21 protein-coding genes are annotated in these 25,927 nt (G+C 57.3%); 7 read left to right on the top strand and 14 right to left on the bottom strand.

Annotated elements, in window-relative coordinates; all coding sequences use genetic code 11:
• Positions 1-111 precede the first annotated feature (111 nt).
• From ACT2B1_RS08500 to ACT2B1_RS08490, 3 genes are all read left to right on the top strand, one after another.
• Complete coding sequence (locus ACT2B1_RS08500; RefSeq protein WP_481668944.1) at positions 112-1,863, top strand: acetolactate synthase 3 large subunit; 1,752 nt, start codon at positions 112-114, stop codon at positions 1,861-1,863.
• Positions 1,864-1,930: 67 nt separating this feature from the next.
• Complete coding sequence (gene ilvN, locus ACT2B1_RS08495) at positions 1,931-2,491, top strand: acetolactate synthase small subunit (RefSeq protein WP_171122214.1); 561 nt, start codon at positions 1,931-1,933, stop codon at positions 2,489-2,491.
• A 292-nt stretch (positions 2,492-2,783) separates the two neighbouring features.
• Positions 2,784-3,536: a helix-turn-helix domain-containing protein gene (locus tag ACT2B1_RS08490; protein ID WP_254428709.1), complete on the top strand. Its 753-nt coding sequence runs from the start codon at positions 2,784-2,786 to the stop codon at positions 3,534-3,536.
• A gap of 9 nt (positions 3,537-3,545) precedes the next feature.
• Here ACT2B1_RS08490 and ACT2B1_RS08485 read toward each other — a convergent pair whose 3' ends face one another.
• The 6 genes from ACT2B1_RS08485 to ACT2B1_RS08460 form a co-directional block, all read right to left on the bottom strand.
• Positions 3,546-4,328 carry a DUF2189 domain-containing protein gene (locus ACT2B1_RS08485; RefSeq protein WP_171240608.1) on the bottom strand — a complete coding sequence of 261 codons (783 nt, stop codon included), beginning with the start codon at positions 4,326-4,328 and terminating at the stop codon, positions 3,546-3,548.
• A gap of 36 nt (positions 4,329-4,364) precedes the next feature.
• A complete protein-coding gene (locus ACT2B1_RS08480; RefSeq protein ID WP_171240607.1) occupies positions 4,365-5,759 on the bottom strand; it encodes an amidase in 1,395 nt (464 codons plus the stop codon).
• Positions 5,760-5,945: 186 nt separating this feature from the next.
• Positions 5,946-7,070, bottom strand: coding sequence for a peptide chain release factor 2 (prfB, locus tag ACT2B1_RS08475; protein WP_171240606.1), 1,125 nt, complete (start codon positions 7,068-7,070; stop codon positions 5,946-5,948).
• Positions 7,071-7,160: 90 nt separating this feature from the next.
• The gene (locus tag ACT2B1_RS08470) at positions 7,161-9,650 is read right to left on the bottom strand and encodes a penicillin-binding protein 1A (RefSeq protein WP_481668943.1); all 2,490 of its coding nucleotides are present in this window, start codon (positions 9,648-9,650) and stop codon (positions 7,161-7,163) included.
• 95 nt (positions 9,651-9,745) lie between these two features.
• Complete coding sequence (locus ACT2B1_RS08465; protein WP_481668942.1) at positions 9,746-10,966, bottom strand: N-acetylmuramoyl-L-alanine amidase; 1,221 nt, start codon at positions 10,964-10,966, stop codon at positions 9,746-9,748.
• A 72-nt stretch (positions 10,967-11,038) separates the two neighbouring features.
• Positions 11,039-12,196, bottom strand: a complete 1,158-nt coding sequence (locus ACT2B1_RS08460) for a pyridoxal phosphate-dependent aminotransferase (protein WP_171122208.1) — start codon at positions 12,194-12,196, stop codon at positions 11,039-11,041.
• Here ACT2B1_RS08460 and ACT2B1_RS08455 point away from each other — a divergent pair.
• Entirely contained in the window at positions 12,195-13,577 is a 1,383-nt protein-coding gene (locus ACT2B1_RS08455) for a M48 family metalloprotease (RefSeq protein ID WP_481668941.1), read from the top strand. The genes ACT2B1_RS08460 and ACT2B1_RS08455 overlap by 2 nt on opposite strands.
• Complete coding sequence (locus ACT2B1_RS08450) at positions 13,574-14,332, top strand: DsbA family protein (protein ID WP_171122206.1); 759 nt, start codon at positions 13,574-13,576, stop codon at positions 14,330-14,332. Before ACT2B1_RS08455 ends, ACT2B1_RS08450 begins: the two co-directional genes overlap by 4 nt.
• A 42-nt stretch (positions 14,333-14,374) precedes the next feature.
• Here the strand turns inward: ACT2B1_RS08450 and ACT2B1_RS08445 are convergent, their stop codons facing one another.
• The 4 genes from ACT2B1_RS08445 to hemA all read right to left on the bottom strand — a co-directional run bounded on the left by ACT2B1_RS08445 (position 14,375) and on the right by hemA (position 18,896).
• Entirely contained in the window at positions 14,375-15,043 is a 669-nt protein-coding gene (locus tag ACT2B1_RS08445; protein ID WP_481668940.1) for a DUF1194 domain-containing protein, read from the bottom strand.
• Between the two features lie 93 nt (positions 15,044-15,136).
• On the bottom strand, positions 15,137-16,258 hold the full coding sequence (gene ispG / locus ACT2B1_RS08440) for a flavodoxin-dependent (E)-4-hydroxy-3-methylbut-2-enyl-diphosphate synthase (protein WP_171240600.1): 1,122 nt from the start codon (positions 16,256-16,258) through the stop codon (positions 15,137-15,139).
• A 71-nt stretch (positions 16,259-16,329) separates the two neighbouring features.
• Positions 16,330-17,544 carry a helix-turn-helix domain-containing protein gene (locus ACT2B1_RS08435; protein WP_481668939.1) on the bottom strand — a complete coding sequence of 405 codons (1,215 nt, stop codon included), beginning with the start codon at positions 17,542-17,544 and terminating at the stop codon, positions 16,330-16,332.
• A 128-nt stretch (positions 17,545-17,672) separates the two neighbouring features.
• Complete coding sequence (gene hemA / locus ACT2B1_RS08430; RefSeq protein ID WP_481668938.1) at positions 17,673-18,896, bottom strand: 5-aminolevulinate synthase; 1,224 nt, start codon at positions 18,894-18,896, stop codon at positions 17,673-17,675.
• A gap of 332 nt (positions 18,897-19,228) precedes the next feature.
• Between hemA and ACT2B1_RS08425 the strand changes: the two genes are divergently transcribed.
• Entirely contained in the window at positions 19,229-20,614 is a 1,386-nt protein-coding gene (locus tag ACT2B1_RS08425) for a M20/M25/M40 family metallo-hydrolase (RefSeq protein ID WP_481668937.1), read from the top strand.
• Positions 20,615-20,755: 141 nt separating this feature from the next.
• On the opposite strand, the gene lpdA is transcribed toward ACT2B1_RS08425, so the two are convergent.
• On the bottom strand, positions 20,756-22,150 hold the full coding sequence (lpdA, locus tag ACT2B1_RS08420; protein ID WP_171240596.1) for a dihydrolipoyl dehydrogenase: 1,395 nt from the start codon (positions 22,148-22,150) through the stop codon (positions 20,756-20,758).
• A 216-nt stretch (positions 22,151-22,366) separates the two neighbouring features.
• On the opposite strand from lpdA, the gene ACT2B1_RS08415 reads away from it, so the two are divergent.
• Positions 22,367-22,801, top strand: coding sequence for a hypothetical protein (locus ACT2B1_RS08415; RefSeq protein ID WP_171126552.1), 435 nt, complete (start codon positions 22,367-22,369; stop codon positions 22,799-22,801).
• On the opposite strand, the gene ACT2B1_RS08410 is transcribed toward ACT2B1_RS08415, so the two are convergent.
• From ACT2B1_RS08410 to queA, 3 genes are all read right to left on the bottom strand, one after another.
• Entirely contained in the window at positions 22,798-23,373 is a 576-nt protein-coding gene (locus ACT2B1_RS08410) for a DUF924 family protein (RefSeq protein ID WP_171212686.1), read from the bottom strand. The two genes, ACT2B1_RS08415 and ACT2B1_RS08410, sit on opposite strands and share 4 nt — an antisense overlap.
• Before the next feature lie 110 nt (positions 23,374-23,483).
• Complete coding sequence (locus tag ACT2B1_RS08405) at positions 23,484-24,755, bottom strand: MFS transporter (RefSeq protein ID WP_171122197.1); 1,272 nt, start codon at positions 24,753-24,755, stop codon at positions 23,484-23,486.
• 112 nt (positions 24,756-24,867) lie between these two features.
• Complete coding sequence (gene queA / locus ACT2B1_RS08400) at positions 24,868-25,914, bottom strand: tRNA preQ1(34) S-adenosylmethionine ribosyltransferase-isomerase QueA (RefSeq protein ID WP_171240652.1); 1,047 nt, start codon at positions 25,912-25,914, stop codon at positions 24,868-24,870.
• Positions 25,915-25,927: the final 13 nt, after the last annotated feature.

The following is a 25,927-nucleotide window of genomic DNA, read 5'->3' as shown; positions in this document are numbered from 1 at the left end:
CGCGCATGGGCCGGTAACGGTAAACCATAATCCAACCCATGCGCCTCCGAAAATCTCGGGGGCTTTTTTTTGGCAAAACGCAAGACACATGTCGCGAACGGAGCAAAGCAGATGACACGTGAGATGACCGGCGCAAAGATGGTGGTTCAGGCCCTCAAGGATCAGGGCGTGGACACGGTATTCGGATACCCCGGCGGCGCCGTGCTACCGATCTATGATGAGATTTTTCTGCAAAACGACATTCGCCACATTCTGGTGCGTCACGAACAAGGGGCCGTCCACGCCGCCGAAGGCTATGCCCGGTCAACCGGCAAACCCGGCGTTGCGCTTGTGACCTCGGGTCCCGGTGCCACTAACGCGGTGACCGGCCTGACCGACGCGCTGCTCGACTCGATCCCGATTGTTGTTCTGACCGGTCAGGTACCGACCTTCATGATCGGCTCGGACGCGTTCCAAGAGGCTGACACCGTCGGCATCACCCGCCCCTGCACCAAGCATAACTGGCTGGTGAAGGACACGGATTCGCTGGCCGAGACCATGCATGAAGCTTTCCACGTCGCCACCTCGGGCCGCCCCGGTCCGGTGCTGATCGACATTCCAAAGGACGTGCAATTCGCATCGGGTGAATATATCAGCCCGAAACCCTCGACCTCGCATTACCAACCGGTAATGAAGGGCGATCTGGAAGAGATCACCGAACTGGTCGCCGCGATGGAGACCGCCAAGAAGCCCGTCTTTTATACTGGCGGTGGCGTGATCAACTCAGGCCCTGCGGCCAGCCAGTTGCTGCGTGAACTGGTGGATTCGACCGGCTTTCCCATCACCTCGACCCTGATGGGTTTAGGTGCATATCCAGCTTCGGGTGAAAACTGGCTGGGCATGCTGGGCATGCACGGCCTTTATGAGGCCAATCTGGCGATGCATGATTGCGACCTGATGATCAATATCGGCGCTCGGTTTGATGACCGGATCACGGGGCGGATTGATGCCTTTTCGCCGAATTCGAAGAAGGCCCATATCGACATTGATCCCTCGTCCATCAACAAGGTGATCCGTGTGGACATCCCGATTGTGGGCGACGTCGCGCATGTTCTTGAGGATATCCTGAAGGTCTGGAAAGCGCGCGGTCGCAAGACCGATGCTGCGGCAGTTTCCAAATGGCAGGAACAGATCAGTGACTGGCGCAAGGTCAACTGTCTGGCCTACACCAACAGCGAAAAGACGATCAAACCGCAATATGCGCTGCAACGCCTTGAAGAGCTGACCAAAAAACACGACCGCTATATCACCACCGAGGTCGGCCAGCACCAGATGTGGGCCGCGCAGTATCTGGGCTTTGAAGACCCCAACCGCTGGATGACATCCGGTGGTCTGGGCACCATGGGCTATGGCACCCCGGCCTCGATCGGTGTGCAGATGGCCCACCCGGACGCGCTGGTGATCAACGTCGCGGGTGAGGCTTCGTGGCTGATGAACATGCAGGAGATGGGCACCGCCGTTCAGTACCGCCTGCCTGTGAAACAGTTCATCCTGAACAACGAACGCCTGGGTATGGTCCGCCAGTGGCAGGAGCTGCTGCATGGTGAGCGGTACTCGCATTCGTGGTCCGAAGCCCTGCCCGACTTCGTTAAACTCGCCGAGGCATTCGGGGCCAAGGGTATCCTGTGTTCCGACCCCGCAGATCTGGATGACGCGATCATGGAAATGATCAACTATGATGGCCCCGTTATCTTTGATTGTCTGGTAGAAAAGCACGAAAACTGCTTCCCCATGATTCCGTCGGGCAAAGCCCATAACGAGATGCTGCTGGGCGAGGCCGAGACGCAGGGCGTGATCGACTCCAAAGGTTCGGTTCTGGTTTAACAAAATTCGTCGAATTTTGTCGGGCGCCCCAGTGCCCGACCTTCGCAGGATGATGAAAGGGACGTAAATGTCTGCCCTACATATCAAAAAAGGCGCCACTCGCCATTCGGCCTATAACCTACGGCCCACCTTCTCGGACGTTCAGGAACGTCACACGATAGCAGTTCTCGTCGAGAATGAGCCCGGTGTACTGGCGCGTGTGATCGGGCTGTTCTCTGGTCGCGGCTATAACATCGAAAGTCTGACCGTGGCCGAGGTTGATCATACCGGCCATCTCAGCCGTATCACCATCGTCACCACCGGTACCCCACAGGTGATCGAACAGATCAAAGCGCAGTTGGGTCGGATCGTGACGGTGCACGATGTCCACGACCTGACTGTCGAAGGCCCCTCGGTCGAGCGGGAATTGGCGATCATCAAGGTCGTCGGCGAAGGCGACAAGCGGGTCGAAGCCCTGCGTCTAGCCGATATTTTCCGCGCCAACGTGGTCGACAGCACCTTGAATTCGTTCATTTTCGAAATCACCGGCGCTCCGGACAAGATCGACGCCTTTGCCGATCTAATGCGCCCGCTGGGATTGGTCGAAGTGGCCCGCACCGGAGTCGCAGCCCTGCTGCGCGGTGACTGATAATATCCACCCCGCCCTTGGACGACCCCGTGGGCGGGGTATCTGTTTCCAAAATCCGCACCTAGCAGGATTTCGGGATTCCCTTTTCCGCCCTCTGCGGAAAACCGCCATAAAGATCAAACAAAACGAACTAAAGCCTATTGCGTTTACGCTTTTGCACGCTAGCATCATGGAGTAGCGTGGCGTTGGGATGCGCCCGTTAGCGTATTCAGTGAGATTAAGCGCAATACCATTCGTTGGGCCGTGCGCTGTTTGTTACCCTGAAAGGTCACAATAAGAACCTGGGACACAAATGACGAATAACACTCGCAGCCCGGCGGAACTGCGCAAGATGTTCGGCGCAAATCTACGGCGATTGGCAAGGCAGTACCCCTCGGTTTCCGAACTCTGCCGCCAGCTTGGAATAAACCGGACGCAATTCAACAGATATCTCGGCGGTGAAAGCTTTCCGCGCCCGGACGTTCTGGACCGGATTTGCAATTTCTTCGAGGTCGACGCGCGCATTCTTCTGCGCCCTATTGACGAGATCGACTTACCCCCGGTCCACCCAGCAGCCTCGGCGCTGACTGAATTTCTGGGTTCCGGCCCCGGGACACTTACGGAAAACCTGCTTCCGGCGGGTTTCTATTTTGTCTCCGAGACAGGGCTGGACGAACCCCATGCGACCCGGCACAGGGTCCTGCATGCGCGCAGGCTACCGCAATGCACACTGGTCCGAAGCTATGAACCACCCTCAGGAGAAGATAGCGTTGCGTCCAACCTGCGTGAGGTTCAGGGTATTGCAGCATGCGCTGGCCGCCAGATCTATATCCTCATGTCCAGCCGCGCATCGCAGAACAGTCGAATTTACCTCGTGAAACGCGGGAACGACGCGCAATCTGATCAATGGCGAGGCGTTGCGATTTGTCTGTCAAAAACCACCGCGAATGACACAACAATGCGCAGGCTTGCGCTGCGCTATCTTGGCCCCAAACCCAAGGCGGCGCTTTCAGCGGCAAGGGCCGCCCGACGCGCGGAACGAACAGCCGAAGAAATAGTGGCCTGAACTGAAAACTTAATCCGGCTCTACCGTTTCTGCCTGAGTAATCAAGCGGTAGAGATGCCAACTTGCATGGCCAAGCAGAGGCAACACCAAAAACAAGCCCAGAAACCAGGGCACCATCGCGACAAAAGTCAGAACAGCCACGAACACGCCCCACCCCAGCATGACTGGAAAATTTGCGCTGACATAGCTGTAACTGGCAATCATGGCGGTCACAAAGTCCAATTCCCGATCCAAAAGCATCGGAATTGACAGCACCGTGATCATGTAAAGAACGGTTGCGAAAACCGCCCCGACCACCGATCCCACTGCCAGCATCGTAAGTCCATTGGGCGTCAGATACACCTCAAGCGAGGTGGATACGTTGGTCATGGTGGACAATCCCATGAACAGGGCAAAGATCATATGACCCAGAAAGAACCAAAACAGAAACATCACGACGATGATCGCACAGATAGATGGCAGTTGACGCCGACCTTGTTGTGCAACCACCCCAAAGATTGCCCCGAATCCCAGCGGCTCATTCTGCTCTAGCCTGTGCGACACCTCATACAATCCAACAGCGGCAAACGGACCGAGCAGAGGAAACCCAATCGCGGCCAACACAAGCCAGTAAGACGTTTGCGTCTGAATCGTGACCCAGGCAATGGCCCAACCCGCCACCACGTAGACCCCGGCAAAAATCAACCCGAACATCGGCGCGCGACGAAAATCCACCCAGGCCCGGCGCATGGCCTCGCGCAGCATGTCCGTCGTGGCGGGCCCCATCTTCGGAACGCCAAAAGGCTTTTCCATTCTCAGTCTCTCCTCCCCTTATTCCACCCGAATTCGTCAGGCGGGTCGCTTCTGCGGCCATTTCGTAGCTTCGTGATACGCAGCCCCAATGGACAAAACACGCGCGTCCGCACCACGAGGTCCAAAAATCTGCATACCCATCGGCATCCCGTCGGGCCCAAACCCAGCCGGAACCGACAAACTTGGAAGTCCGATCAGGCTGACGGGCACAACAACTTGCATCCACCGATGGTAGGTATCCATCTTTTTCCCGGCGATTTCGGTGGGGTACGGCGTATCCAGATTAAAAGGCCAAACCTGCGCAGAAGGCAGGGCTAAGACATCAAATTCGTCAAACACCTCAACTGCGCGACGAAACCAGTCCGACCGCACGAGGCTTGCTCGATGCACCTGCATTGCAGTCAACCCCAGCCCGCGATCAAGCTCCCACTGGGCTGTATCCTTCAGCATCGACCTGTGCTCGGTAAGCGGTGCAAGACCCGCGGCCACACTCCATGATCTCAGAGTCTCCCAGCTTTTCCACATCCTCTCAGATTCGAATGGCGCATCTACGGCTTCAACAGTGGCCCCTAAGCGCGAGAAAACCTTCAGCGCATCCTCACAAAGATCGAATATTCCATCCTCATATGGAAATGCGCCGCCCCAATCCCTCAACCAGCCTATGCGCACCCCTTTCAGATCAGCCGGTGTAACCGGTGATACGGCCTGAACTGGCACGCTCAGAGGCTGCCGCTTATCGGGGCCGGAAATCACGTCCAGCAAAAGCCCAAGATCCTCAGGGCTTCGGGCCATCGGCCCCAATGTCGATAATTGGTGCAGAAACCCATCCCCAATGGGCTGCGCGGGTACGCGCCCCCACGACGGGCGGAACCCGTAGACATTATTCCACGCAGCCGGGTTACGCAGACTGCCCATCATGTCCGACCCATCCGCTAAAGTAACCATCCCGGTGGCTAACGCAACAGCAGCGCCTCCGGATGATCCACCGCAGGATCGTTCCGAGTCATAGGGGTTTCGTGTAGCCCCGTAGACAGGGTTAAACGTATGCGACCCAAGCCCAAATTCGGGCGTGTTAGTCTTACCGATCAATATCGCACCAGCATCCCGCATCCGCGCCGCGATCAGATCGTCCTCGTCAGGCACATCATCCTTGAATAATGGCGACCCCTGCGAGGTCGGGATCCCCGCCACATTCACAAGGTCTTTGACAGCGACGGGCAACCCATGCAGCGGTCCTTTGATCGGCCCCTCATCCAAGGCCCGCGCCTCTGCCATCAGATCATCTTCGTCGCGCAAAGCAACGATAGCATTCAAAGCTCCGTTGACCTCAGCGATTTTGTCCAGGGTTGCGCGCATAACGGCGACTGCTGAAACACGTCGCCCGGACATCTCTGCCAACAATGCAGTCGCGCTCGTTTGTCTTAGGTCCATTCGGGGCTCTTTGGCATTCTCATCACTCTGTAGTGGTCAGCCTAGCGGGGGTGCCCTGTCAATAAAACCCACTGTTTAGATGTATCTTTCCCGGCCACCCGCAACCTGGGGATCCCCTTCATCTGGCCCAAAATATCCCGGGGGAGTTGCGGCTTGCCGCGGCGGGGGCAGCGCCCCCTACCCAGCTTAATCGCTCTGCGCCTCGGACCGGCTTTTGCCCGCCACGTTCAGCGCCAGCGTCGCCGCCATGAACTCATCCAGATCACCATCAAGTACACCTTTGGTGTCCGAAGTTTCGTGGTTCGTCCGCAAATCCTTGACCATCTGATAGGGCTGCAACACGTAAGACCGAATCTGGTTACCCCAACCTGCGTCACCCTTGGCCTCGTGCGCGGCGTTGATATCGGCGTTCCTGCGATCCAGCTCTTGCTGGTACAAGCGCGATTTCAGGGCCTTCATCGCAATATCGCGGTTCTGGTGCTGCGATTTCTCGGAACTCGTCACAACTATGCCAGTTGGGATGTGCGTAATCCGCACGGCAGAATCCGTGGTGTTCACGTGCTGACCACCTGCGCCAGAAGACCGATAGGTATCAATTCGAATATCCGACGGATTCACCTCAATCTCGATATTGTCGTCCACCACCGGGTAAACCCAGACCGAACTGAACGAGGTATGCCGCTTGGCCGCCGAGTCATAGGGCGAAATCCGCACCAACCGATGCACACCGCTTTCCGACTTCAGCCAGCCATAGGCATTATGGCCGGAAATCTTGTAAGCTGCGGACTTAATCCCCGCTTCTTCTCCGGCGGTCTCAGATTGTAGCTCGACCGTGTAACCCTTCTTCTCGGCCCAACGCACATACATCCGCGCCAGCATTGACGCCCAGTCGCAGCTTTCTGTGCCGCCCGCGCCCGAGTTAATCTCGAGAAAGGTGTCGTTGCTGTCCGCCTCACCGTCCAACAGCGCTTCAAGCTCTTTCTTGGCGGCTTTGGCCTGCAAGGACTTGATCGCAGACTCGGCGTCTTCGACAACCTCGTTGTCCTCTTCCATCTCGCCCAGTTCGATCAGTTCGATATTGTCGCTCAAATCCGTCTTGATCGACTCATATGTCTCGATCGCGTCTACCAGCATCTGACGCTCGCGCATCAGTTTCTGCGCGTTTTCCGGGCTGTCCCAGAGGTTGGGATCCTCAACCCTCGCGTTGAATTCCTCCAACCGATGCGGCGCAGTTTCATAGTCCATGCGCTGCGCAAGCAGCTCCAGAGACTTTTCGATTTCCGCCACGATATTCTGGGTTTCGGCGCGCATGGTTACGTCCCAACTTGCTCAATCAGGCCTGCGTGATAGCAAGTGCGTGGGGTCACCACAAGACGGCGTGACCCCGAATACTGCGCATCGTTAATATAGCCCGCCGCCCTGCAACTCACCCTGGCTGGCATTTGGGCCGACGGTGACTGTGTTGCCTGTCGATGTGGTCACCTGACGGCCTGAACTGTGGACCTCTTCAAACAAGGGCAGATCTGACCCCATCGCAAAACCGCCGTCGTAAACGCGGTCGATAAAGCCATCTACGCCGTCACGGAAATACTCGGCCACAACGTATTCGCCGGTTGCATCCGCAGGCAGGCGCGCGCCGCTGAAGCGGTCGATTTTAATGAAATGTCCACCCGGGGGAACTTCGAATGGACCCCCGCCGTACTTTTCGACGGCTTTTTCCATAAAACTCTGGAACACCGGGCCGCACATCGTGCCACCATACGCCCCCCGCCCCATCGGGCGCGGGCGGTCATATCCAATGTAGCAACCAGCGACGATGTTTGATGTAAAGCCAATGAACCAAGCGTCCTTGGATTCATTGGTCGTGCCGGTTTTGCCAGCCGTCGGCACCGGAAGATTGACGTGGCTCGACGCTGTACCGCGATCGACAACGCCCTTCATCATCGAGGTCAACTGATAAGCCGTTATCGCATCCATGACCTGACTACGGTTGGTTTCGATGGTGGGCGACTCGTCCGGTTCCAGCCAGCTTGAGTTACAATCCAGACATTGCCGGTCATCGTGGCGGTAGATTGTCTTGCCGAACCGATCCTGAATCCGGTCAACCAGTGTCGGTTCAACCCGCTCGCCCCCGTTTGCGAACATCGCATAGGCTGCGACCATCTTGTAAAGCGTCGTTTCCTCGGACCCCAAAGAGTTGGCAAGGAACGCACCCATCCGGTCATACACACCAAAGCGTTCGGCGTATCCGGCTACCACCGGCATCGTGACCTCTTGCGCCAGACGAATGGTCATCAGGTTCCGCGACTGTTCAATCCCGGTGCGCAGCGGAGTCGGGCCGTAGAACTTGTTGGACGAGTTCTTAGGCCGCCACAAACCTTGCGGGGTATTCACCTCAATCGGGGCGTCCACAACGATCGTTGCCGGGCTGTATCCGCTGTCAAGCGCCGCGGCATAGACGAAGGGCTTGAAGCTCGACCCCGGCTGACGTTGCGCCTGCGTCGCTCGGTTGAACACCGAGTCCTGGTATGAGAACCCGCCCTGCATCGCCAGAACACGCCCCGAGTTTACGTCCATCGCGACGAAACCGCCCTGTACTTCGGGCACCTGTCGGGCGGACCATTGGCCCTCTTCCCCGGCCATGACCAGAATGACATCTCCGCGCTTGAAATTATCCTGAAAATTACCCTGCATCCACTGAATGTCAGAGCGCGGGACAGTGCCGTCTGCTGGGCCATTTTCAATACCCACGGTCAGTGACTGATCGGCGACATTCAAAACGACGGCAGGATACCATTGCGTTGGCAGGACCACGTCACGCGGGACTTCGGTGATGGCCAGCGCCTCGCGCCACTGCACCTCATCCGTCAGCTTGTTTTCAGGGATCACCTCGCCCGTGCCACGCCATTTACCGCGGGAACGGTCGTATTTTTGCAAAGCTACACGCAAAGCTCGGGCCGCCTCGACCTGCATCTCTTCGTCAACCGAGGCGCGGACGGTAAAGCCACCGGTGAAAAATTCGCCCTCACCAAAATCCTCACTCAATTGGCGGCGGATTTCGTCGGTGAAGTAATCACGCGGCGGCAAAGCGGTGCGGAAGCTTTCGAAATCACCGTTCTGGACCGAGCGCAGAGGCATGTTGGTTTCTGCCTCAAAGGTCGCCTGATCAATATATCCGTTCTGGTTCATCTCACGCAGCACATAGTTGCGGCGGGCCAGCAGGCGCTCTTTCTCGCGCACCGGGTGGAAATCGGACGGTGCCTTGGGCATAGCGGCAAGGGTTGCCGCCTCATGCGGGGCAAGTTCCTGCAAAGTTTTGTTGAAATAGGTCTGGGCCGCTGCGGTGACACCGTATGAGTTCTGACCCAGAAAGATTTCATTCATATACAGCTCAAGGATCTGTTCTTTGTCCAGCGTATCCTCAAGCCGCGTGGCGAGGATGATTTCCTTGATCTTTCGCTCGGCCCGACGGTCGCCGGATAGCAAAAAGTTCTTCATCACCTGCTGTGTGATCGTGGACGCCCCGCGCACATTCTCTCCCTTGGATTTCACCGCTTCGACGCCCGCCGCAATGATGCCGCGCGGGTCATAGCCCTGATGGGTGTAGAAGTTCTTGTCCTCGGCCGAGATAAACGCCTGTTTCACCAGATCCGGAATTTCCTCGGACGGTGTGAACAGGCGGCGTTCCTGCGCGAATTCGTCGATCAATTGACCCTCGCCGGAATAAATCCGGCTGATCGTCGGCGGCTTGTATTGCGCCAGCGATTCATGGCTGGGCAGATCGCGCCCATACATCCAAAAGACCGCACCAATCACCAGCGCGGCCATGAAAATGCCCAAGGTCACGAGGCTAAAGATCGCCCCGAAAATGGATAGAATGAAACGGATCACGTTACTGCCTTTTGCTCGCGGTGCCGCCTATATAGTGATGCCCCTGCCCGGGGTCAAAACACGATGGCCAATATTAGCCGTTTTGCGCCGCAGGGTCACTGCCCAATAAGCGACCGTCTGACCAGATCATCCTGACGCCAGCGCTCCAGCCCGTCGCGAATGCCGCGCGCCATACCGGTACGCCATTCAGGGTTTCGTATGTTCTCAAGGTCTCTGGGGCTGGACAGAAACCCCAGTTCAATCAGAACAGATGGGATGTCAGCCGCCTTTAACACCGAAAACGAGGCCTTTCGGATCGGGCGGTTGTTCATCGGCCCACCCTGCTGTGTCATCCCTTCGGCCAAAGCTCGCGCAAGCGCGTCGGTGCGCGGCTTGGTTTCCCTGCGGGCAATGTCCAACAAAACATCCGCCACCTGATCGTCCGAACCGCTCAGATCAATTCCAGATATCAGATCGCCGCGATCATGACGCTCCGCCAGTCTGAGGCTGGCCACATCCGACGCATCCTCGGACAGAGTATAGACGGCAGCACCGTGCGCCCGCCCCTCGGACAGAATGTCTGCATGCAACGAGATAAAGACGTCAGCACCTGCCCGATGCGCCAGCGTGATGCGGCGCTCCAACGACACGAACTGATCGTCGACGCGGGTCATGACCACGTCGTATCCCCCAGCACGCAACAGCATTTCGCGCAGCTCGCGCGCAAAGGTCAGCATGAGGGTCTTTTCGTTGAGCCCGCCAACCTCGGCACCGGGGTCGATCCCGCCGTGCCCAGGATCCAGCATCACCCGAAGCAGGCGTGTTCCGTCCTCATCCCGCGCCGGAGGGGTAACCGATGCTTCCGGCAGATCCCAACCGGGCTGGCGCGGCGCGCCCGCACTGGCGGAAAACGTATCAAAATCAGCCCCTTTCAAGTCCAAGATCAACTGCGCCTTACCCGATACCGGATCAACGCGCATATCCGAAGTCTCAACCGCCAAAGGCGCCCCAAGCTCCAGAACCATGCGCGACCACCCGGGCACATAGGCCCCATACTGCACTCCACTGACGCGATCCGTTTGCAAAAAGCTGTCGCGGTCCAGGCCGGTCCAGTCGACCTCCTGGAAATCCAGAACCATTCGATAGGGATCGCGCAGGGTGAATACCCGGTATGGCACACCCTGACTGAGACCAAGCTGCACCTGAACTCCGGCGCGCCCGTTATCAGCGACACGGCTGTCATCGGGCAACACGCGTGCAAGCGCACTGAAATCATGCGCAACGGCAGCACCGTTCAGCGCCCAGATCAGCGCAATGGCGAATAGAATTCTGCTCATGGCCTCAAGTTTTCCCGAGATCGTTTGACGCCCAGCTTAGCCGAACAACGCCCGCTTGTGAACGCCCCGCGCTCAACCCACCGACACAGAGCGTTCAGCCATGAACCGCTGCAGACGCAACAGGCCTTCTTCTATGTCTGCCGTCGATCTGGCGTAGGAAAACCGCAATGTCGTATGGCCACGCACAGGATCGAAATCGAGACCCGGAGTGACCGCCACACCCGCCTTTTCAAGGATTTCCGCAGCAAAGCTACGGCTATCATGCGTCAGGTCGGACACATCGGCATAGACATAAAATGCCCCGTCAGGCGGTGCGATGTTCGTGAAGCCTGCCTTGGGCAACCCCTTAAGCATCAGGGCGCGGTTGGCCCGGTAGACATCAAGGTTTGCCTGCAATTCATCTTCGCACTCCATCGCGGCCAAAGCCGCAACCTGACTGGCGTGCGGCGCGCAGATGAACATATTCTGGGCGATCCTCTCGACAACGCGCACCTGATCTTCGGGCACAACCATCCAGCCCACACGCCAGCCCGTCATCGAGAAATATTTCGAGAACGAATTGATCACATAGCAGTCATCCGTCACCTCCAACGCTGTGACGGCCTTGGCCTCATGTTCCAGCCCATGATAAATCTCATCACTGATGAACGAGGCGCCCTGCTCGTGCGCGGCCCCGATAAGCGCCTGCATCGCCGTATGATCCAGCATTGTCCCAGTTGGATTGGCTGGCGACGCGACCATAAGCCCCTGAAGATCAAGCCCCGAGAAATCTGACGGCACAGGCTGGAGACGGTTTTCCGGCGCGGTTGGCAGATCGACCGGCACCAGCCCCAAAGCCTTCAAAATCTGTCGGTAGGACGGATAACCCGGCGCGCCTATACCGACACGATCGCCGCTGTCAAATAGCGCCGTGAAGGCCAAAAGGAATCCGCCTGATGAGCCCGGCGTGACCACAACACGCTCGGGGTTGAGGTCGACGTTATACCATTCACCATACATCCGCGCGATCCGCTGCCGCAGAGCCGGAAGGCCCAGAGCAACCGTGTACCCCAGTGGCCCTTCTTTCATGGCCTTTGCCAGAGCATCAGTCGCTCCTTGCGGCGCACCGGTTCCCGGTTGGCCAACCTCCATGTGAATGATGGTGCGTCCGGCCTCTTCAGCCCGGCGCGCGGCCTCCATAACGTCCATCACGATAAAGGGATCGACCCCGGACCGGGTTGAGTTTCTCATGCCCATCTCCCATGTTGCAGCCATGGCTTTTGAGCGCGTATCCAGGCTGGCGTCAATCCCGGCCCTGTTGCTGATCGCAGTGACATGGTTTTCAAGCGCCATTCAAACCGCAGCGCAAAGCCTGATCCGTGACCCCGATATCGAATACGGGCTGCGTGAATTGGCATTTCCCGTCTTGCGCGCAGCGGGGCTGAACACCAATCGTGTGCAAATTCTGGTGGTGAATGACAGCACGTTCAACGCCTTCGTCATCGACTATAACGCGATCTACCTGAATTACGGTCTGATCCTGACGGTCGAAAGCCCGGAAATGCTGCAGGCGGTGATTGCACACGAAGCCGCGCATATCGCCAATGGCCATCTGGCACGGCGGGTGGAGAACCTGAAAGCCGCGCAAAGGAACGCGCAGTTGGGAACCGCACTTGCCCTTGTGGTGGCCGCCGCGGGCGGTGGCGAGGCTGCTGCTGGCATCGCGGCGGGCACCTCCGGCTCGGCCCTGCGCAGTTTTCTGGCACATACCCGTGCCGAAGAATCTTCGGCTGATCGCAGTGCTGCCAGCTACCTCAGATGGGCGGGTATCTCGCCCAGCGGAATGGTTGCGCTGCACCAGAAATTTGCGGGACAGGAACTGTTGAGCACAATCAATCAAGACCCCTACATGCGCTCGCACCCCACCAGCCGTGAGCGCCTGCGGGCTGCCGAAGCTTTCATGGAAGAATTCGGAGATAAAGCGCAACCCAACCAAAGTGCTGATTACTGGTTCGCGCGCACGAAGGGTAAACTGTCGGCCTTTCTACGGTCACCGACCTGGACCATGCGCCGGGCTAAGGAAGAAAGCGCGCGGGACATCCGCCTCATGCGCGAAGCGGCGGCCTATCACCAGAACCGCGATCTGGCGAACGCCAGAGCCGCAATCAACCAAGCACTGGATATTCGGCCCGATGATCCATTTTATTACGAACTCAAAGGGCAAATATTGTTGGAAAACCGCAAGGTACAGGACGCGGTTGCTGCATATGGCAAGGCAGTGGATCTGGCCCCCAACAATGCGCTGATCCTTGCCGGATACGGTCGGGCGCTCCTGGCGCAAGGTCAGACCAATAACGCATTACAAGCCCTTGAAAAGGCAAGAAATAGAGACTACCGAAACGCCCGATTGATGCAGGATTTGGGCGTTGCATATGCGAAAGTCGGCAACAAAGGCATGGCCTCGGCCGTGACGGCCGAAAGATATGCCTTGCAAGGTCGGCTGGCAGATGCAGGTATTCACGCAAGACGGGCTGTCGGGCAATTGCCCGAAGGCTCACCTGGTTGGCAACGCGCACAGGATGTGCTGATTGCCTCAGAACAAGCTAAGAAAACAAAAAGGAAACGAAAATGATCCTCAGACACGCTGCGCCAGCCCTGCTGGGGCTTTCGTTGATCACAGGCCCCGCTCAGGCATTGGACCTGAACGCCATGACCGAGGCTGAAAAGCAACAATTCGGAGAACAGGTTCGCGAGTATCTTCTGGAAAACCCGGAAGTGATCATCGAGGCCATCAATATCCTTGAGCAGCGAAATGCCGTGGCCGAAGCACAGGCCGACAAGGAGTTGGTGAGCGCCAACGCCGATGAGTTGTTCAATGATGGATATAGCTGGGTTGGCGGCAACCCGGACGGCGATATCACTCTGGTCGAGTTCATGGACTATCGCTGTGGCTATTGCCGCCGGGCCGTCCCCGAAGTGGCCGAGCTTTTGTCAGAAGACGGCAATATCCGATTGGTTATAAAAGAGTTTCCGATTTTGGGCGATGCATCGGTCCTGTCATCACGCTTTGCCGTTGCAACCAAACATGTGGCTGGCGACGACGCTTACAAACAGGTTCACGACGCACTTCTGGAATTCGGCGGCGAGCCGTCCGAAGTAACCCTGCGCCGTATCTCGGACGGGTTGGGTCTGGACAGCGACGCAATCCTCGAAGCGATGAACAGTGATCAGGTGACGAATGAGATCAACCAAACGCGCGAGTTGGCGCGGCGCATGCAGATTTCCGGCACGCCTTCGTTTGTTCTGGGAACCGAGATGCTGCGCGGATACCTGACGGCTGACCAGATGCTGCAAATCGCAGACGCTGTGCGGGCCGAACAGGGCTGAATTTGAATAGTGGCGGTGCGCATCTGTGCGCCGCCCTATCCCTTACCGATCTGCTACAGCCATCGGAATTTCACGCAGCAATTTGCGCCGAAGGGCTGCGGCATAATCCTCGTAACCCGCGGCAATTTCCACAAACGCGCCCTGCCCTGAAATGACGTGGTCGACGTAATAGGCCAGCACTTCGGGCTCGGCCCCCTCAATCACAAGCGCGTTCACGGTGACACCCTGCATCACCTGCATCTCGCGCGCGACATGGGGACGATAGCCGTTATTGTGTTTGCCGTCCCCCGACACATCAATGACGCGCCGACGGCAATCCGGCCCGTAGTCGAACATCAACGCCCCGAACGCCACCGCCGGACCGATGCCGGTTCCACCCGTTGCACTTCGAGGGGCCGCCAGCACCTCGGCGGCGATCGCTTTCAATTCGTTTAGCCCTCGGACCAGACGCCAGGCCGAAATCTGCGTCTGTTGCCGCGAGTTTGACCACTCATACACCATCAAGGCCACACCACCGGGTTGGGCAGAAATTGCCGTCACCACGTCAGGGTCCAGCAAGGCTGCGGCGACGCCATCGCGTTGCAACTGATGTTCGCTCTCATTGACGCTGCCCGACACATCCAACGCAAAGGCCAAGGCCAATTCACACGCGCGCGCCGCGCCAAAGGGGGCGGTCCACATCAGTAAAACAAGGACGAGTAAAGCCTTCATAGGCCCGACTTGGCCCCAGAACAGCGCGGCCTGTCAACACAGACCTCTTCACCCTGTCGAGAACCCGGCCCTGCCCAGAGCCGTGTGCTTGCGCTATTCCGCAGCCTCGGCCGCTGCGTCCAGTTCAGCCGCTTTCTTTTCGACCTGTTCAACGATGTGCTCGATCATCTGATCGTTAGACATCTTGTGACTGGCCTTACCCGCAAGATAGACCATGCCAGAACCGGCTCCACCGCCGGTAAAGCCAACATCGGTCATCAGCGCCTCACCCGGCCCGTTCACGACGCAGCCGATGATGGATAGGCTCATGGGCGTCTTGATGTGTTCCAGTCGCTGCTCCAATGCTTCAACTGTCTTGATCACGTCGAATCCCTGCCGCGCACAGGATGGGCACGAAATGATGTTCACGCCGCGATGGCGCAGGCCCAGAGATTTCAGAATCTCATAGCCCACCTTCACCTCTTCGACCGGGTCGGCGGACAGGCTGACACGGATCGTATCGCCGATACCCATCCACAGCAGATTGCCCAGACCGATGGCCGATTTGATTGTGCCGCTGACCAGCCCCCCAGCCTCGGTGATGCCCAGATGGATGGGGGCGTCGGTGGCCTCGGCAATACCCTGATAGGCGGCGGCTGACAGGAACACGTCGCTGGCCTTCACGCTGATCTTGAAGTTGTGAAAGTCGTTGTCTTGTAGAATGCGGATATGTTCCAATCCGCTTTCGACCATCGCGTCGGGGCACGGCTCGCCATATTTTTCAAGCAGGTGCTTTTCCAAAGACCCAGCGTTAACCCCGATACGGATCGAGCAATCGTGGTCACGCGCGGCCTTGATAACCTCCTGCACGCGTTTTTCATCACCGATGTTGCCCGGATTGATCCGCAGGCAGGCGGCACCTGCCTCAGCAGCCTCGATCCCGCGTTTATAGTGGAAATGGATATCGGCAACGATCGGAACCGGGCTTTCGCGCACGATTTCCTTCAGGGCCTTTGAGGACGCCTCATCAGGGACCGAAACCCGCACGATATCCGCTCCTGCCTCGGCCGCCGCCTGAACCTGCGCCACGGTCGCCGCGACATCCGTCGTCAGGGTGTTCGTCATCGTCTGCACGGCGATGGGCGCATCGCCCCCGACCGGAACACTGCCAACCATGATCTGTCGGGACTTGCGGCGATAGATGTTTCGCCACGGGCGAACGTGATTAAGGGACATGGGATCGGGTCCAAGGCAGTCTGAGTTGCAGCTTTAAATAGTTCGCCTGCCAAGGCTCCGCAATGGCAAGATCACTCAGTCGGGTCTTGCAGCGCCTCAGCCTGCAATTCGGCGACCAAACGCTTAAGGGCGCTATTCTGTTCAGCCTCAAGATCGGCAACATCGTAACGCTCAGCCACGGCATCCTTGGACAGGATTACGCCTTTTGCGACCGTTCCAGAATTTCCAACAGGGCCAAAATGTTCACCGTTCATCGAGAAATATACCGAACCGGACGCCCCGGCGCGCAGTTGCGGAGGTTCTTCTGTAAGCGGAACTTCGAACGTGTTGCCCTGCTCGACCGTGCCAAGAGTGCCTTCGAATATGATACTGCCATCCGCGGCTGTAACCCGCATCCATGCCGGGTTGACGGCTACGATTTTGAGCGTCGTGTCCAGTTGTTCAACCACCTGCGGTAGTGCCGGGCGTTCTACAGTGTGAACCTCGGCCACTTCGATCTTTGGCGGCTCTGGTGGAAGGAATGTTCCGACCGAACGCGGATCAAGCGTGGAAATCGGTGCGTCACGTGCGACAAGCACGGGAACATCCAGGGCCTGTGGCCGATACAAACGATCCAGTGCTTCGGCGCTGGGGGTTTGAATGGTCGCCACCTCTTCCACTGACCCGTCAGCACGCGCGACATTTAGCGGGTCAAGGTCGGACAGAACGACAGGGGCTTGTTCAACCGGGCTAACCTGCACTTGCTGGATTTTGTTCAGAACTGCCCACCCGCCGTAGCCAATACCGCAGATCAAAGCCAACAGCACGGCGGACGATCCAATCGCACGAGGTTCAATTTGGCTGACCAGAGACTCTTTGCCAGGAATATACGGCGTATTCGGCGAAATGAACGGGTCGCGGCCCATCGGACCACGGGCAGGCAAGCCGCCCACCGGTTTGCGGACAACGGACGCCTCTGCGGACATGCCGTGCGCGACCTCAAATCCGCTTTCTTTGCAGAAGGCCGCAAATGTCTCATCAGGGTTCATACCCAGATAACGCGCGTAAGAACGCACATACCCGGCGATGAAGCCGGGTGTGTCGAAGGCATCTGGATCAGAGTCTTCTATGGCTGCGATGTAATTGGCTTTGATCCGCAATTCTCGCTGAACATCCAGTAGAGATTTGCCCATGGTGGCGCGTTCGCCGCGCATCATATCACCAAGTCGCACCTCATAATCGTCATAGCCTTTCGGCCGGACGTCAACGTCGTCTTCGGATTCGCGCTGAGATCTGCGCCCAATCATCCCTGCTGCCCCATTTTGCCTACGCGTGTTTTACGCTAGCGCCGAATCACTGCCTAAATGATTCGAACACTGATTTTGTTAGCGTAAGCTTAACACGCGACAAACAAGTTGCACACTTTGGCGTGAGGTTAACCAGCAAGTTCGGCGCGATTTAGCGCACAATGTGACCAAAGTTCGTCCATCGCGACCACCAGACGGTTCATTTCGTCGGGCCCATGCACCGGCGAAGGGGTGAATCGCAAGCGCTCGGTTCCACGCGGAACCGTCGGGAAATTGATCGGCTGAACGTAAATTCCATGGTCGTCCAACAACCGATCGCTCAGGATTTTGGTGTGGACCGGGTTACCGACGATCAGAGGAACGATGTGGCTGCCGTGATCAATCAAAGGCAGTCCCAGCCCCTTGAGGCGCAGTTTGAGGATCTGTGCCTGAGTTCGATGCTGTTCGCGCAGTTCTGTCGCATTCTTAAGATACGCGACAGACGCCGCTGCGCCCGCTGCGACCGCAGGCGGCAGAGAGGTCGTGAAGATGAAGCCCGGCGCGTAAGAGCGTACGGCGTCGCACATCTTTTCACTCGCGGCAATGTAGCCACCCATCACGCCAAAAGCTTTTGCCAATGTACCGTTGATGATGTCGATACGATGCGCCAAACGATCCCGCTCTGTCACACCGCCTCCGCGCGGGCCGTACATGCCGACAGCGTGGACCTCATCAATGTAGGTTAACGCGCCGAATTCATCCGCCAAGTCGCAGATTTCTTCGATCGGGCCAAAATCACCGTCCATCGAATACACGGATTCAAATGCGATCAGCTTGGGCACCTTGGGATCGTCAGCCTCAAGCAACTCTCGCAGATGGGCGACATCATTGTGGCGGAATATGCGCTTGGCACCTCCATTGCGGCGCACACCTTCGATCATTGAGGCGTGGTTCAATGCATCAGAATAGATGATCAGACCCGGAAACAGCTTTGGCAGCGTGCTCAGCGTTGCGTCATTGGCGATATAGGCGCTTGTGAACAGCAGCGCCGCTTCTTTTCCGTGCAGATCAGCAAGCTCGGCTTCAAGCTGGTTGTGATACACAGTCGTCCCCGAGATGTTGCGCGTGCCGCCCGAACCAGCTCCGGCGGCGTCAACGGCCTCGTGCATCGCGTTTAGTACCACCGGGTGTTGCCCCATACCCAAATAGTCGTTGCCACACCATACGGTGATATCCTGCTGCGACCCGTCAGGACGCGTCCGAACAGCATGAGGAAAGTGGCCATTGCGCCGTTCGATATCAATGAAAGTCCGGTAGCGGCCTTCGTCATGTAGCCTTGCGATCGCTGAATCAAGCTGAGCAGTATAGTCCACCGGTTTCTCCTTACTTGCCCGACCTTGTTCACAACGGTCGAACGTCTTTCATGGCACCGATTCCGGAAGATCCGAAACTGCACCGATGCACTCAATTTAAGCTCAAGACATATAACGAGCTAAGAGAATGCGTATTTGATTTGCATCAAATATCTTTTTGCATCCCACTCGACAAGTAAAGTTTCGGCAAACAGACGCGGGGAAACGACGCAGGCAATACGGAAAATCCACCTACTATTTTCGCCTCCCGCCCTACGATCGTCAAAAGCGCACTGGACGGCGCCGATAGCGCTGATAGGGTTCCGCCAAATCATCATGGCAGGAGACCCCCAATGTCGCTGGACTCTGTTCTGGACCGTATCGACACCGATCTTCAAACCTCAATTGACCGCCTGATGGAACTGCTCCGCATTCCTTCGGTTTCAACGGATCCGGCCTATGACGCTGATGTCAGTCAGGCCGCCGACTGGTTGGTCTCGGATTTGAAATCCATCGGAGTTGCGGCGGAAAAGCGGGAAACCACCGGGCATCCCATGGTCGTGGGACATATAGGTGAGGGCAGCGACGCGCCGCATGTGCTGTTCTATGGTCACTATGACGTGCAGCCCGTCGACCCTTTGAACCTGTGGAATCGTGACCCGTTCGATCCTGCGATTGAAGAGACCGAAAAAGGCCCTGTTATCCGGGGCCGAGGCTCATCCGATGACAAAGGTCAATTGATGACCTTCGTCGAAGCATGCCGCGCCTGGAAAGCCGTTCACGGCACCCTACCCTGCCGCATCACTTTCTTCTTTGAAGGTGAAGAGGAATCCGGCTCGCCCTCACTGGTCCCGTTCCTGCGCGAAAACGCGGCTGAACTAAAGGCAGATCTGGCCTTGGTCTGCGACACGTCAATGGTGTCACGTGGCGTTCCCTCCATCGCATCTCAACTACGCGGGATGCTCAAAGACGAATTCACAATCATCGGACCCCGGATTGACCTGCATTCGGGTCACTATGGTGGCCCCGGCCTGAATCCCCTTCGCGAATTATCTAAAATTGTGGCGTCCTTTTACGATGAAGAAACTGGCCGCGTCGCCGTTAACGGTTTTTATGAAGGTGTCCACGACGTTCCAGCCGAACAGCTTCGCCAATGGGAAGGCTGCGGGTTTGATAAGGCCGAATATCTCAACTCAGTTGGATACACGCAGCCACACGGCGAAAAAGGGTTTTCCGCGCTTGAACAGCAATGGGCCCGCCCAACGCTTGAGGTAAACGGGCTTTGGGGTGGATACAACGGTGCCGGGTCAAAAACGGTTATCCCGTCGCGAGCCCATTGCAAAATCACTTGCCGTCTTGTCGGCGAGATGGATCCGGATGACTTGCGCGACAAGATTCGAAAACATGTCGAACAACGCCTGTCGACGGATGCAAAAATCGAATGGGATAACGACCTAGAAGGCTCGCCCGCTTCTGTCATGAATCTGGACCGCCCCGAATTCGAAGCAGCGCGGGGTGCCTTATCCGATGAATGGGGCCGCGAGGCCGTCTTCACAGGTATGGGCGGCTCTATCCCGGTCGTCGGCTATTTCAACACTGAACTCGGGCTGGACTCGATGCTGGTTGGTTTCGCCAACGACGATGACGCGATCCATTCCCCCAATGAGAAATACGACGTCAAAAGCTTCCACAAGGGCATCCGATCGTGGGCGCGCATTCTGGACGCTCTGACCAGATAGACTTTAATGCGAGGCTCTGCCTCGCGCTCCGGGATATTTGGGGCCAGATGAAGTACGGATCCCCCGCTTCATCTGGCTAAAAATATCCCGGGGGAGTCGCCCGGTACGGGCGGCGGGGGCAGAGCCCCCATGCTCGGCCCATCACATATGGATTACCCGGTCATAGGCGTCCAGTACGCTTTCATGCATCATTTCCGACAGTGTCGGATGCGGGAAGACCGTATTCATCAGGTCTTCTTCGGTTGTCTCCAACTGACGCCCGACAACATACCCCTGAATCAACTCCGTGACTTCGGCGCCGATCATATGTGCACCCAAGAGCTCTCCGGTCTTGGCGTCGAAAATAGTCTTGATCATCCCTTCAGGTTCGCCCAACGCGATCGCCTTGCCATTGCCGATGAAAGGGAAGCGGCCAACTTTGATATCATAGCCTAGCTCTTTGGCTTTCGCCTCGGAATACCCCACTGACGCGACCTGCGGCTGGCAATAGGTACAGCCCGCGATGCTTTCTGGCTTGACCGGGTGCGCGTGCTTGCCCGCGATCAGGTCGGCAACCATGACCCCTTCGTGGCTGGCCTTGTGCGCCAGCCACGGAGCGCCTGCGATATCACCAATGGCGTATAGGCCATCGACCCCGGTCCGGCAGTATTCGTCCGTCACCACATGTGTCCGGTCAATCTTGACGCCCAATTCTTCGAGGCCCAACCCCTCGACATTGCCAACGATTCCGACCGCTGAGATTACAGCGTCAAAGTCGTGCTTTTCCACTTTTCCCTTGACCTCAATATGTGCGGTCACCTTGCCCTTGGCACGGTCCAACTGTTTGACCATCGCCTGTTCCATGATGGTCATGCCCTGTTTGGTAAACGCTTTTTTGGCGAAGGCGCTTATTTCTGCATCTTCGACGGGCAACACGCGATCCATCACCTCGACCACTGTCGTATCTGCCCCCAACGTGTTGTAGAAGCTGGCGAATTCGATACCGATCGCACCGGATCCGATGACAAGCAGTTTCTTGGGCATGCGCGGCGGCTGCAATGCGTGCTTGTAGGTCCAGACCAGATCGCCGTCCGCCTCAAGGCCCGGCAATTCACGAGCGCGGGCGCCTGTGGCCAGAACAATGTTCTTGGCCGTCAGCTCTTCGGTTCCCTTGTCGGTTTTAACCGAAACCTTGCCTTTGGCAGGGATTGTCGCCTCGCCCATCACCACGGTGACCTTGTTCTTCTTCAGCAGATGACCAATGCCGCCGGACAACTGCGCGGCAACCCCGCGTGAGCGTTTGACAACAGCGTCCAGATCATAGCCGATCTTGTCCGCCTTCAGTCCGAAATCCTTGGCCCGTTCCATCAGGTGAAATACCTCTGACGACCGCAGCAGCGCCTTGGTCGGGATACATCCCCAGTTCAGGCAGATGCCGCCAAGATGTTCACGTTCTACTACAGCGGTTTTCAGGCCTAGCTGGGCCGCGCGAATAGCTGCGACATACCCGCCGGGACCGGCGCCAATTACGATCAGATCAAAAGATTGTGCAGCCATGTTTCCCTCTCGGCGCAGGTCGATTTAGAAATTAGTTTACCATTAAACTAATTGCTTTAACGCATCAATACATTGCCCCCGCGACAAAAGCGACGCAGGGTCAAGTGGCGCCAAATGCACTGATTTGAGCCTATACCCAGCGGCCTTCTATGGCTAGAAGTTAGGGGCCAGTCGTCGATGGCAATTGTTTAACCCAAGAAATTCAAGAGGCTTATCATGGCCAGAACGCTTAAAGATCTGTTACTTGCATTGCTGAACGCCACACTCATCCTGGTAGCGCTGTGTCTGTTTCTGGGGTGGAAATTGGCCTCAACGGTCGAAGGCATCACGACAGCCTTCGCTGAGAATATCCAGATTGTTGCTCCCCTCAAACAGGAACTCCAGGGGGTTCGAGGTGAGTTGGCGGCTTTGCGCAGCGACTTGTCCTCGATTCAAATTGGCGAAAGCCTTGCGAATAGCGCAGCGGCACAGAAAATCTCGACCGCTTTAGCCAAGCTCGACGATTTGGAAAAAGAGCTACAGGCAAAGCAGGCCCGGATTTCGGAACTGACTGAATCACCGGACGAATTGATCAATACGGCCATTGAGGCCTCGGCCGACGCAATCGCCGACCGGATCATTGAAATACGTGGATGCGTGCCTGCGTCTTAACCGGCGGCCTGCAACTCTCGGACCGTCGCGCCATAGCCGCCCATGTCCACATACGCCGCTTCAGGCTCGGTCATTGGCCGCGACAGCGCTTCGTTGCGGTATGGGAACCGCCCAAATTGCCGGATTACCTCACGGTGTGCACGCGCATGCAAAAGATTACTCGAATCCTTGCTGACATTTTGACACATCAACCGCACACAGCGTTCCTGATCACACAGATTTTCCGAATGCATCAGGGGAAGATAAAAGAACTGCCTTGCGGGCTCGTCGATCTTCAGATCCCACCCCTTGTCCACAGCGCATTTGGCCGCTGACAAGGCCGCACGGTCAGATGCAAACGCCTTGGCGCTGCCTCGGAACATGTTGCGTGGAAATTGATCCATCAGGATGATGTAGGCCAACGCACCACTGGGATAGGTCAGCCAAAGGGAAAACTTGCCCTCATTTGCTGCCTCCCACATGGTTTGGAATTTTTCGCGGATTTCAGCGTCAAGCGCATCGTCCTGCAAATACCAACCCTTGGGACCGACTTCATCCAACCAAAAACTCAGTACGTCTTCAGGCCCTGCCATTGCCCTAAACTCCGTCTGTTCGCCTCCCCCAGGGACGTAACGTCATTTAAGGACGTTTTACAGGTTTGTTACAGTAACATATTGCAACACTTGCGACATAAATCTGTGTCTTAGGCAATATCTTGCGTGTCCTGCTCGGCTTCCGCCGCCTCGATGGCCACTTCCTGCGCTACTTCAAACGCAACGGGTGAGGCTGTGGGGTAAAGCGGAGACATCGTACCCGTTTCGTCGACCGGGATCGCGGCGCGTTGAGTCATGCGATACATTGCGTACCCTGCGGTTATGACCAGCAACATCGCAATGAACAGGAAAAACCCCTGAGGGCCAAACACGGCGTCGCCCATTAACCAACCGGTGATCAGCGGCCCAGCAATCGCACCCAACCCGTTGATAAAAACCAGACCGCCAGAAGCGGCCGCCATATCCTCATGCTCGAGGAAGTCATTGGCATGCGCAATCAACAGGGAATAGAGCGGATTCGACATCCCACCGATCACGAAAGCGGCAATCAGCAGGATCGGAAATGTCGTTCCGAACAACATGCCGGCAATCGACCCTCCGGCCCCGGCGATGGCGACCAGCATGATAAGAAACCGGCGATCCATGCGGTCGGAAAACCAGCCAAGCGGATATTGCAAGACGACGGCCCCGACGTAGAACGCGGCGATAAAGGTCGAGATTTCGACCAACGTCAGCCCAGCCCGTGCACCATACACCGACGCCATACCGAACTGAGCCGAGAACACGCCGCCCAACAGGAACATGCCGACACAGCCGAGCGGTGACTTACCCATCAATTCGCGCAGGGTCATCGGCTTGGTCGTGTCAAAGGCTGGTGTAGGTGAAATTGACAACAGGATCGGCCCGAAGGAAATCGAAACCAGAATCGACGCGATCACGAAAGTCTCATAGCCCGCGGGGTCTCCGACCAGCATCAAGCCTTGCGCCGTAATGATCCCGGTCATCTGGACGATCATATACAGCGAAAGCGCCTGCCCCCTGTTTTCGTTGCTGGCGGCATTGTTCAGCCAACTTTCGGCCGTAACGTACACGCCGGAAAAGCAAAACCCGATAACGACACGGCCCAGGATCCAAGCCACAGGCTCGGTCAGCATCGGATACATGATCATCACGGCCGAAATGAACGAAGCCAGCGCTGCAAAGACACGGACGTGCCCCACGCGCCGGATCATCTCAGGCGCCAAGCGCGATCCGCCGAGGAAACCCACGAAATACGCCGACATCACAAAGGACATCTCGAGAGTCGAGAACCCCTCAATCTCGCCGCGAACACCAAGGATCGTGCCTTGCAAACCGTTGCCGACCATAAGCAGGCCCACGCCAAGAAGAAGCGCCCATGCGCTGGACAGGACCTGGATCATTAGGACCTCCGCGAAAAATCGGTCTGAATTACGGATTCATTTTGATATGAAAAACGGCTCTGGGCATGCTTGTCTACGACATAACCGTAATGCGATCCCGACAACGCGGCGGTCACGGTATCAAAAGCGACGCATCTCCGTAGGAAAAGAACCGATATTTCTGGTCGATTGCGTGGGCGTAGACATCGCTCATGCGAGTCTGCCCCATCAAGGCCGACACCAGCATAAGAAGCGTGGATTTCGGCAAGTGAAAGTTGGTCATCAGCGCGTCGGTGACGTGAAATTGGAAGCCGGGATAGATGAATATGTCTGTCTCGCCTTCCCACGGTTCGATCCGGCCAGAGCGCGCGGCGCTTTCGATCAGGCGCAGCGCAGTGGTTCCAACTGGTATAACCCGTCCGCCAGCGGCCTTGGTCTTTTGGATTTCGTGGGCAGCCTGCGCGCTGACCCTGCCCCATTCAGCGTGCATTTTATGCGTAGTCACGTCTTCGACTTTCACCGGCAGAAAGGTCCCCGCACCGACATGCAGTGTGACATGAGTGATTTGCACACCGCGCTCGTCCAACGCGCGCATAAGCGCGTCGTCGAAATGCAGCGACGCGGTCGGTGCAGCCACCGCACCCGAATTTCGGGCCCAGATTGTCTGGTAATCTGTCTTGTCTTGATCGTCCGCCGGACGCTTGGCCGCAATATAGGGCGGCAAGGGCATCGCACCGGCATGTTCCAGCGCGGCATCAAAGTCCTCTCCGGTCAGGTTGAACCGCAGAAACGCCTGCCCGTCATCTACCCGCTCCAAAGTGGCGCTGAGTTGGTCCGAGAACCTGATCTCTTCGTGCAGCTTCACCTTCTTCAGCGGTTTGATCAGCGCGGCCCACGTTCCATCGGCTTGCGGGTCTAGCAGGGTTGCTTCGATCGCCGCTGAAACGGGGCCCTGTGCGCTGTCACGGTGCCGCCGTCCGTTCAGGCGCGCCGGGATCACACGCGTATCGTTAAGGACAAGGCGATCCCCGGGCTGCAACCAATCGGGTAGATCAAACACATGCGCGTCCGAGATTGCGTCGCCATCGACCACAAGCAATCGCGCCGACGAACGCGGCGTTGCCGGGCGTGTGGCAATCAGATCTTCGGGCAGGTGGAAATCGAAATCGCTGAGTTTCATGCGCGCGCCATAC

Source organism: Ruegeria sp. S263 (assembly GCF_056780525.1).
Note: the sequence above shows the minus strand (reverse complement) of the source record. Positions and strands in the feature narration are given on the sequence as shown.